This is a genomic window from Pseudoalteromonas phenolica (genome assembly GCF_005886345.1).
In the GTDB taxonomy this organism is placed as follows: Bacteria; Pseudomonadota; Gammaproteobacteria; order Enterobacterales; family Alteromonadaceae; genus Pseudoalteromonas; species Pseudoalteromonas phenolica_A.
Map to the genome: position 1 here is coordinate 66,040 of NZ_PNEC01000064.1, position 10,228 is coordinate 76,267.

At 40.0% G+C, this 10,228-nt stretch carries 11 protein-coding genes; 4 read left to right on the forward strand and 7 right to left on the reverse strand.

Features of this window, described 5'->3' with window-relative positions; all coding sequences use genetic code 11:
• Window positions 1-4: 4 nt before the first annotated feature.
• Window positions 5-337, forward strand: coding sequence for a Na+/H+ antiporter subunit G (locus CWB72_RS19200; protein WP_130253943.1), 333 nt, complete (start codon window positions 5-7; stop codon window positions 335-337).
• 77 nt (window positions 338-414) lie between these two features.
• Here CWB72_RS19200 and CWB72_RS19205 read toward each other — a convergent pair whose 3' ends face one another.
• Entirely contained in the window at window positions 415-1,104 is a 690-nt protein-coding gene (locus CWB72_RS19205; RefSeq protein ID WP_138634752.1) for an efflux RND transporter periplasmic adaptor subunit, read from the reverse strand.
• A 128-nt stretch (window positions 1,105-1,232) separates the two neighbouring features.
• On the opposite strand from CWB72_RS19205, the gene CWB72_RS20655 reads away from it, so the two are divergent.
• Window positions 1,233-1,397: a hypothetical protein gene (locus CWB72_RS20655; RefSeq protein WP_171037363.1), complete on the forward strand. Its 165-nt coding sequence runs from the start codon at window positions 1,233-1,235 to the stop codon at window positions 1,395-1,397.
• 42 nt (window positions 1,398-1,439) lie between these two features.
• Here CWB72_RS20655 and rsmS read toward each other — a convergent pair whose 3' ends face one another.
• The 6 genes from rsmS to dinG are packed head-to-tail and all read right to left on the reverse strand — an operon-like array spanning window position 1,440 to window position 6,270.
• Window positions 1,440-1,604, reverse strand: a complete 165-nt coding sequence (gene rsmS, locus CWB72_RS19210) for a pleiotropic regulatory protein RsmS (RefSeq protein WP_130253941.1) — start codon at window positions 1,602-1,604, stop codon at window positions 1,440-1,442.
• A 9-nt stretch (window positions 1,605-1,613) separates the two neighbouring features.
• On the reverse strand, window positions 1,614-1,889 hold the full coding sequence (locus tag CWB72_RS19215; protein WP_138634755.1) for a late competence development ComFB family protein: 276 nt from the start codon (window positions 1,887-1,889) through the stop codon (window positions 1,614-1,616).
• Between the two features lie 43 nt (window positions 1,890-1,932).
• Entirely contained in the window at window positions 1,933-2,823 is an 891-nt protein-coding gene (locus CWB72_RS19220) for a histone deacetylase family protein (protein ID WP_138566430.1), read from the reverse strand.
• Window positions 2,823-3,422: a primosomal replication protein gene (locus tag CWB72_RS19225; protein ID WP_138634758.1), complete on the reverse strand. Its 600-nt coding sequence runs from the start codon at window positions 3,420-3,422 to the stop codon at window positions 2,823-2,825. The genes CWB72_RS19220 and CWB72_RS19225 overlap by 1 nt, the downstream gene beginning before the upstream one ends.
• On the reverse strand, window positions 3,419-4,198 hold the full coding sequence (locus CWB72_RS19230) for a TSUP family transporter (protein WP_138634761.1): 780 nt from the start codon (window positions 4,196-4,198) through the stop codon (window positions 3,419-3,421). The genes CWB72_RS19225 and CWB72_RS19230 overlap by 4 nt, the downstream gene beginning before the upstream one ends.
• Window positions 4,198-6,270 (reverse strand): ATP-dependent DNA helicase DinG, encoded by a 2,073-nt coding sequence (gene dinG / locus CWB72_RS19235; RefSeq protein WP_138566424.1) that lies wholly within the window; start codon window positions 6,268-6,270, stop codon window positions 4,198-4,200. The genes CWB72_RS19230 and dinG overlap by 1 nt, the downstream gene beginning before the upstream one ends.
• A gap of 67 nt (window positions 6,271-6,337) precedes the next feature.
• On the opposite strand from dinG, the gene CWB72_RS19240 reads away from it, so the two are divergent.
• Complete coding sequence (locus CWB72_RS19240; protein WP_138634764.1) at window positions 6,338-8,674, forward strand: DNA polymerase II; 2,337 nt, start codon at window positions 6,338-6,340, stop codon at window positions 8,672-8,674.
• 356 nt (window positions 8,675-9,030) lie between these two features.
• On the forward strand, window positions 9,031-10,228 hold a 1,198-nt coding region (locus CWB72_RS19245), incomplete at its 3' end, for a TonB-dependent receptor plug domain-containing protein (protein ID WP_171037364.1).

A 10,228-nucleotide genomic window follows, 5' to 3' on the forward strand; every position in this document is an offset into this window, starting at 1 on the left:
AGCGATGGCTGAGTGGATTATTTCTATTTTACTTTTAATTGGTGGCTCATTTGTGTTGGTCGGGTCTATTGGTTTGGTTAAGATGCCTGATTTTTTCATGCGTTTACATGGCCCAACAAAAGCGACGACTTTGGGTATGGCGTGTTTGCTAACAGCGGCTATGGTATTTTTTAGTCAATCAGAGGCAGGTATAAGTCTAAAAGAAATCTTAATTTCTATTTTCTTATTACTTACAGCGCCAATCAGTGGCTACATGCTGATCAAATCAGCTATCCATCACAAGCTTGATAGTATCGAGCGTACAAAAGGTAAAGATAACATCGAGGATGATGTTTGATTTATCGGGTTAAATTAAAAAATGAGACAAGCACGTTAAGTGTACTCTTAACGGCTTGCTCATTGGGCTAGTAAACTTTACAGAGCGGGCTGTACTTCAACGCTTTGACGTTCTGCTTGCGTCTCTGCACCTCTTGTTGCAATGCGATCACCTACGCTAAGCAGTGTTATATCTCTTGGCTTAATCGCGACTTTATTACCTTGTCCTTTACCAACAACCACCGGTACATGGAGTGCAGTATTATCTTCTTTAATCTTTACAATATGAACACCTTGCTGCCTAAGTATTAGAGCATCACGGTTTACAATAAGTTCCTCATTACTTGAGCTTAAAGTCACATTTACATCAACGAGTTTGCCAGAAGCCCAGCTCTGTGAGCTATTTATCTGTAAATCAGCACGAACTTCAAACGATTGTGCTCTTGGATCTGTTGCAGGAATAACAGCTGTGATGACGGCAGAAGCGCGCTGTGGGCTATCTAATTGTCCTGCACTTAATTGTAGCGGAGCGCCAGGCTTTAAATAGCTGAGATATTTAACAGGGATAAATAATCTGACTTCTAGGTTATTTATATCGATTAAATTCAATAGTGTTTGAGCACGGCTTATTTCAGTACCAGCTCGTTCAAAACGTTCACTTATGACGCCGTCAAAAGGTGCCTTAAGAACAGCTCTGTTTAACTGATCATCTATTACTTTAAGCTCGATTTCTGCGAACTTAATATCTGTTACAGTTAGATCATGCCTATTTTGTTGACGAAAAGACATCAGAATATGATGCGAAAGTATTTGCAACTTATAAAAATGGTTTGCTTGATATCACTTTATTAGACAAGTATGACCCATATTTATCTTCGCACCATGGATTTTGTCATTATGAGTGAGATCATACCTATATGGGTCACTTGGTAAAACATGCGGTTTTATATTGGGAGGACGGCAAACACCATCAGACTAAGCCTTTTAGAGACGACGTTGGCTACTTTATTTGCCCTGAGCAATCAGAAGCGGATAGTCAGTTTTATGTACAATATAAACTTGGTCTTTTAGACTTCAAATAAGAAAATTAATGACAGTTTAACAAGTTACAAATTCATATGAAGCTAGTTCGAACTAGCTTCATTGTTTAATTTATTTTGAAAGTCTGATTTCACGATTTCAAGTGCAGCAAGTACGTCTTCGGCTGGCAATTCATGTTGTTCTAGTAACATAATTAAATCGACAGCCAATTTCACATGGGTCGGTGCATTTTCTAAACTATTGCTCATTTCTAAAAGTTACTCACTGATCGTTGAACCTCTTTTAGCCACTTGTGTCATGGCAACATCAATTGCAATATCGACTCTTTGTTCCATTTGGATGCGCTCGTGTTGTGGTAAGTAAAAAGCCATGTCTACATCATAGCGAATATATCTTGCAGGCAGTCGATTGAGTACCGTACAGCAAAAATCGGCCAGTACATCATCATCGTATTTGTCTTGCAGATTACGCCCAATGATCCGATCTAGCATGACTTTTTCATAATAATTGTGCACATCATCATGTAGTTTCATGTCATCTACCTAATGTTTTTATTTTTTGAGTTTATACCAATAATCAATAGTTTTCGAACACAGCGAATAAAAGTTGTTTATGTACTTCAATCAGTTGTTCTTCATTACGTTGATAGCCACCGCCAAGGCCAATCGATAAAGGGATATCGTTGTTTTTACAAAATGAAATCACTGTTCTATCACGCTCTAATACACCAGCTAGGCTGATATCTAGTAAACCGAGTTCATCTTTATGGTAAATATCAGCACCGGCATTATAGATAATAATATCAGGTTGATAGAGACGCTTAATTAAATCTAACGCTTGCTGTAGGGTTTGCAAATAGTGTGCATCGATGCAGCCTTTTTCGATTTCGAAATCAAGGTCTGAGCGTGCTTTTGCTCGAGGAAAATTCTGAGCGCAGTGCAAAGAGCAAGTAATGATGTTGTCGTTGTCATGCAAAATATCAGCAGTACCATCCCCTTGGTGTACATCGCAATCGAGGATCACAACGCGTTCAGCAAGGCCTTCCTGGATCAGATGCTGTGCAGTTATGGCATGGTCGTTAAAAATACAAAACCCAGCACCGTGATCAAATTTGGCATGGTGGTAGCCTCCACCTAAGTTTAACCCGAGTCCATGTTCTAATGCGTATTCAGCAGCTTCAATACTTGCGCCAACAGAAAGTAAAGTTCTTTCAACCAATTCCGTTGACCATGGAAAGCCCATTTTTTTGATTGCTTTCTCAGTTAAAGAGCCGTTTACAAATGCGTCAACATAATTTGCATCATGGCAAAGTTTGATCTGAGCTAAGCTAGCTGGTTTTGGTTCAAAGACCTGTTCAGAGAACCCCATTGCATGAATTACATTTTCAAGTTTCTGGTATTTCTTAATAGGAAAGCGGTGTCTCTCAGGTAGTTGTAGGGCGCTGTATAGAGGGTGATAGAAAATCATTAGCGGTTTTGTTGTTTTTCAACTTGTTGAATTTTGTCTTCAGTGGCGGTAATGGCTTTTCGACATCGCCCAAGTCGGGCATGTAGTGCCAAGATCTCTTGATTTATTTTACTCGCCTCAGCCTTACTCGCTGATGCAAGTTGCCGCTTACGTATATCGATCATTTCTTGTAAACGACGCTCAAATTCATGGTTTTGTGATAGCTCTTGGTAAAGCTCATGAGAGCTTTGCATGATTTTCTTAACTGCTTGCTTATATACTTTCGCTTTTTTTGGTTGCGTAAACTTATTTTCTTTGGCCCAAACAGGCGTCGATTTTAATACTTTTATAACAGCTTCTATTTGAGCGCTTAATTTTTCAAGGGCAAACGCATAAGCATGACGTTTGTCTGGGTTTGGTAATCTTGCAAAAGCTTCTTTGATTTCGTCTACGTAATCGCAAAGCTTTAAGCTTTTTGTGGCAAACACGCTGTGTGCAAATAAACTGGGCTGTGCTTGAATGTAGCGGTTTTTATCAAACCACTTTGCTTTATCAAATTGGTGAGCATGCTGAGCAAGTTGCTCAATTTGCTGTTTTAATTTGACTGCGGCCTGACTCATATAAAATAAGCCTCATAAATAAGTTTACCGGCAAGTACAATAACGACACTGTTAAAAAGTGGTTTTATTAGCTTATTACCGAACTTAATTGCTGAGTGTGCACCTATCCAAGCACCTACCATTAAGAATAACCCCATGGTAATGCCAAGTAAAAAGTTAACATGACCTAATGCGACAAAGGTGATCAGCGAAATAAAGTTCGATACAAAGTTCATTGAGCGGGCGAGTCCGCAATTCAATAATAAACTCATCTTATAAAGTAGGCTATTTGATGCAGTCCAAAAAGTGCCGGTGCCAGGGCCTGCTAAACCATCAAAAAAGCCTAAACTTAACCCTTGTGACCACTGTTTGATTTTTAGTTGTAAGGTTTTGGTCGGTAAGAGATGACTGGTTTCAGCACTAAATTTCCCAAACAGGCTGTAGCAGGCTACAGCAATGATGATCACGGGCAGTAATTTGTTTAAAAACTCAATGCTGAGATGGTCAACCAATAGAGTACCGAGAAGTGCTCCGATTGCGGTTGCCAGTATAGACCCTGCCCAAAACTTGGGGTTGAATAAGTTCTTCTTATAGTAGGTGATGCTAGCCGTAATTGAGCCAAAACTTGCAGCAAGTTTATTGGTTCCTAACGTCATGTGCGGAGGTAAGCCTGCAGTAAGAAGAGCTGGGACAGTTAACATGCCACCACCGCCAGCTACCGCATCAATAAAGCCAGCTATAAGAGCAACCAAACACAATAAGCCCCAGGTCATAGGGTCGAGCGCAAATTCAAACATTAATAATCTATTTGTCTTTTAAATGGCGGGAGGGTATCTAGCATGGCTTTGCCATACCGTTTACTGACCAAACGCCTATCAAGGAGCGTGATTTTTCCTTGATCGGTTTCTTTTCTTAGCAGTCTACCACAGCTTTGTACTAATTTCTTTGCAGCATCGGGCACAGTGATTGATAAAAATGGATTACCACCTTTACTTGTAACAAACTCAGCTTGTGCCTCTTCTATTGGGGAGGTAGGTACAGCAAAAGGGATCTTAGTTATGACTAAATTTTCTAAATAAGCACCGGGTAAGTCGAGTCCTTCAGACAAACTTTGCGTACCAAACAAAATACTGCCATGGCCAGAGTCAATGCGAGATTTGTGTTTTTTCAGTAGGGCATCACGAGAAAATTCACCTTGTACTAAGATCTGCCAATTCTTTAACCGCATTTTTTTCGCAACGTGTTCCATCTGCCAATAGGAGGCAAATAACACCAAGTTACCTTTTGTTCTGTCTAAATACTTAGGCAAAGCATCAGCTAAAAAGTCACTGAATGCCTTATCAGTAGGCTCTTTATCTGTGGTCGGTATATGTAGCGTCGCTTGTTTGGGGTAATCAAACGGTGAATTAGCTTTAATATATTGCACGCCTTCTTCACCTTTTAGCCCACTTTCTTTTGCGAAGTGGTCAAATGTACCGAGTGCACTGAGCGTGGCTGAACATAATACGGCGCCTGCACATTCGCGCCATAACTTGTCTTTTAAGTAGTAACCCACCTCAATTGGACAGTCACATAGTAAATGGTCGTGATGGTTTTTATATTCAAGTCGCTTTATCCAGCGAGCATGCGGAATACTGTCCCCTTTACTGGCATAGCTGAACCACAGTTTTTGTAATTGCTCAAGACGGTTAATGTACTGGCCACTTTCGGCTAAAAGTGGATCAGCTAAGAATGCAGTAACATCCCCATCACTGACATCTAAAGTAAGTGCATCATGCATTTTATTAAGTGCTCTTAAGGCATCGAGTGTTGCATCGCTGATGTCTTTGGCTTTAATAGTCAATTGCTCGGGCACAATACCGTGTTCAAATCGGTAAGTGTCATCATCGTTATAATTAAAATCAGCTTGATCTAGTAAGTCTCTAACAGACCTTAAATCTTTAGCCGCATCATTCGCGGCGTCATTGAGTTTAAAGTTTTGACCAATGGCTTTTTGCGACACAATGGCGTTGGCCATCTTTTGACTGAATTTTAAAAGTTTTTCAATCCAATCTAATGTACCTTTAATGGTTGCCGCTGCGGATGAAAAGTCCCGCGTGATATGAGGTAAATGGTGCGCTTCATCAATAACATAAAAGGTCTCATCCGGCTCTGGCAGTATCTTTCCGCCACCGAGCTCTAAGTCTGCTAGTAACAGAGCATGGTTAATAACAAGCACATCCATCTGCGCCATCTTTTGTCGTGCTAAGTGGAAAGGGCATAAATGATGGGACTTCATTTGTCTTTGACATGCATGTTTATCGCAGGCAATTAAGTTCCATACTCGATCAGGAATGGTGTCGGCCCAACTGTCTCTATCACCCTGCCATTGTTTGTTCTGATAGGCATTTTGAAGCGCGACTAAGCAGTTTTTCTCCTGCTCAGATAGCGGCGAACTTAATGTAGGTACGAGTGACATTTGCATCATATCTTCGTCTAGTGCTGAATTTAATTTGTGCACACAGATATATCTATGCCTGCCTTTTACCAAGTCGAACTTAAAATCTAGCCCTGAGTGCTCTTTAAAAAAAGGTAATTCTTTTTCAATGAGTTGCTCTTGTAAGGCTACAGTAGCAGTAGAAATGACGAGTTTCTTCTTTTTAGCCAATGCTAAGGGCAGGGCACCTAAACAGTAGGCGAGAGACTTACCTGTACCTGTTCCGGCTTCTATTACACAGATTTTTTGTGATCTATGGTATTCGCCAGCTAATACTTTGGCGATTTCTGCGACTAGATAATTTTGGCTTTTTCTGGGTCTATAACCGTCTAAGCTTTCTGCAATGCTGGTGTGTGTTGTTCGAATTGTTTTTTTTAATGCATCTGAAAGCATGAAGGTCGCCTAAAAAGTACGGTATGTATATAATTACAGTGTTTGATATTTTAGATGGGGTTTTATCTTGGCACAAGCTGTATACGAAGGCTTTATACTATCACGCCAGCAATTTAATCAGCAGGGGAAGTTGTGTCTTTGTTATTGGCTTATGACACCACAAGGTCCAGCCAAGGTAATTATACCCGATCAGCAATCTGTTTTTTTTATTCGTCAGTCAGATGTAGCGCAAGCTAAAAGCCTAATCAATGAACATGGACTGCAATGTCACATAAAACCGCTTTCATTAAAACATTTCGATGATGAGCTCGTTGCAGCGTGTTACTTTTCTTCTAATCAGCATTTATTCCAGGCTAAGCAGCACTTTTCTCAGCATATGCGTTTGTATGAAGATGATATTCGTCATTGTGACCGTTATTTAATGGAGCGATTCATTAAAGGCGGTGTATGGGTAAGCGGAAGAGTGAAGCAACGTAATGGTCATATCGAGATCACGGATGCAAAGCTCAAAGAAAACCCAGACTACAAACCAACTCTTTCTATGCTGTCACTTGATATTGAATGTAATGGTCAAGGAGTACTTTTTTCAGTCGGTCTTGTCAGCGAGCACTATAAAAGTGTCATCATGATTGGGGCTCCTCAGCAAACGGAGCAAAGTATCATTTGGGTCGAGGACGAAATTGAATTGCTGCAAGTATTAATGCAGCAAGTGAGAGCCATAGATCCTGATGTGATTGTTGGCTGGAATGTTATTGAGTTTGATTTTGTGGTTTTAGCAGAGCGAGCTGAAGCGTTGGGTATTGATCTTTATTTAGGGCGTGATAATGCCTCGATAGATATTTATAAAGGCAATTATGTTCGAGTTTTGATTTCAGGCCGAGTGGTCATCGATGGTATTGATACCATGAAAAATGCAACATATCACTTTCCGAGTTTTAGCCTCGCTAATGTGGCGAGTGAAATCTTAGGTGAGCAAAAGCTTATCCAACAAGATAACCGCTTGTCTGAGATCATCAGACAATTTAATGAAGATAAACTCGCTTTAGCGGCTTATAACCTGCAAGACTGCATGCTTGTAATGTCGATTTTCAAAAAACTAAACTTGTTAGAATTTGCCATTGTCCGAACCCAAATGACAGGTTTAGAGCTTGAAAAAATGGGCGGTTCAGTGGCTGCTTTCATTAATTTATATTTACCTTTATTACATCGAAGTGGCTACATCGCGCCTAATTTAGCCGAGCATGGTGTGTCTTTTGAGAGCCCTGGCGGTTATGTCATGGAGTCAAAGCCCGGCCTTTATAAAAATGTACTCGTACTCGATTTTAAAAGCCTATATCCATCCATCATTCGGACTTTTTTTATAGATCCTCTAGGACTTATTAAAGGGTTAGAGAACCAAAAGCTTGCATTAGAGGGGTTTAACGGCGGTTATTTTTCTAAAACAGCACATCATTTGCCTAAATTGGTTGAGCAATTGTCAGAGAAGCGACAAAACGCCAAAGAGCAGGGCGATGCAATGTTATCGCAAGCGATCAAAATCATTATGAATAGTTTGTACGGGGTTTTAGGTTCGAAAGGGTGTCGTTTTTATGACCCAAGGCTATCAAGTTCCATTACCTTGCGTGGTCATCAAATTATGCAAACAACGCGTAAATGGCTTGAAAGTTGGGGGTATGAAGTTATCTATGGTGATACTGATTCTACTTTTGTTGCCTTACCCGAAGATTTAACTGGTGAACAAAGCCACGAAATTGGTAAAGCGCTGCAAAGAAAAATCAACCAAACGTGGTTTCTAGAGTGCGAAAAACGTCATGGCATTCAAAGTCATTTAGAAATTGAATTTGAAACGCATTACAGCCCATTCTTTATGCCGACTATCCGCGGGCAAGAAACTGGTTCTAAAAAACGTTATGTCGGTAGAGTAGAAAAGGATGGACTCTCTGAATTGGTATTCAAAGGCATGGAAACAGTCAGAAGTGATTGGACTGAAATCGCGAAACTATTCCAAAAGGAATTGGTTGAAACCCTATTTGCAGGAGGAGATCTTGAAGCAGTTGCACAGAAATATATAAAAAAGGTGTTATCTGGTGAGGTGGACCATTTATTGGTATATCGGAAACGCCTAGGTAAGCCTGTAGAACAATATACAAAAAGTATTCCTCCCCATGTGAAAGCTATTAAAAATACGGATCAAGCTGAACTATCTCTGTATTCAAAAGGGGCTATAGTGAATTATTACATTTCACACCTTGGTCCTAGTTTATTTAGCCTTTCTAATACTACTGCTGATTTCGATTATCAACACTATATTGATAAACAGATAAAACCAATCCTTTCAATGTTTACTTCTTCGCATCAAGCATCATTTGGCTTAGGCAGCCAGAATGAGCTATTCACTTTTTAAAATTCTTTAGAAGTTAGATAGTTAATAAAACTAATAGAATTAAGTATTATGCCGAAAATTAGGATTTTAATTTTGGTTGCTGGATTTATTGTTTAGTTAATTTAAATTGCGTTTTTAACTTAATTATTACAAGAAGAATTGTAAATACCTTATGCGAGTACCCTTTATGGGGTTGTCTTGGTTTTGGTGTCACTATTAATGTTATCTTTGTGTTATAAAACAGGTGTATTTTTAATTGACATGTACATTGTATGTTGTTTAGTATGCAACACGCCTATTGTGATAAACACAATTTGAGCATAAGGGCAAAGCCCAAATAAATATAAAGCTACTAACAAGTGGTCCAGGGAGATAAAATGTTAAATAATAAAGTTTCAAAAGCAGTTCGCTTAGCGATTGCTTTTGGTGCAGCGTCTACGGCTGCATTCTCAGCACAATCAGTTGCTAACGATGAAGGCGCTGAAAAAGTTGAACGTATCGAAGTAACAGGTTCTCGTATCAAGCGTGCAGACCTTGAAAGTGCATCACCAGTAACAGTATTAGACGTTTCAGACATTAAAGCTGAAGGTATTACAAACGTTGCAGTTGCACTTCAGTCTCTAACTGCACAAACAGGTGGTCTTACTTCTTCAGTAAACAATGGTGGTGGCGGTAAAGCGTCAGTAAACCTACGTGCACTCGGTTCAAGCCGTACACTAGTTCTAATTAATGGTCGTCGTATTCCGGGCGGTGGTCTTGGTGCTAACTCTTCAGTTGACTTAAACGAAATCCCAATGGCGATCGTTAAGCGTATCGAAGTACTTAAAGATGGTGCTTCGGCGGTTTACGGTTCTGATGCTGTTGCAGGTGTTGTAAACATCATTACTCGTTCTGATTTTGAAGGTTTTGAAGTAACAGGCCAAGTTGGTCAATCATTTGAGAGTGATGCTGAAAATGGTCAAATCGACTTTACTTTCGGTACTTCAGGTGAGAAAGGTAATATTGTTGTAACTATGGGTTACTTCAACCGTGGTGAAGCACGTCAAGGTGATAGAGATTACTCAGATTGTCCAATTTGGGAACGTGCAGTAACTGATGACAATGACGTGCAAACAGGTGCTGAAAAGTACTGTGGTGGTTCTGCTAACGTAATCGGTACTGCGGTTTCTGGTTCACCAGGTTTTATCGTATTTGAGCCAGGCGGTGATGGCACGACTAACCCTAAGGGCTATCATAGTTTCTCTAATGATGACCGTTACAACTACTCGACGCTTTCTTTCTTAGATACGCCAGCAGAGCGTTACTCTCTAGGTACTAACGGTACTTATGAACTTTCAGATACAACTAATGTTTATTTCGAAGGTAACTACACAAAACGTCTATCTGACCAGCAGATGGCACCACAACCAATTAATGGCTCAGTAGGTGAACCAGGTCGTACGTTTATGATCCCGATTAACAAAGACATCTACCCATACGTTGGTTTATATGACTTTGCTAAACAAACTGGTGATGAAGGTGCAGATGAAAAGATGTTCGCACTTCGTCGTATGGCAAGTGTAGGTCCTCGTCGCT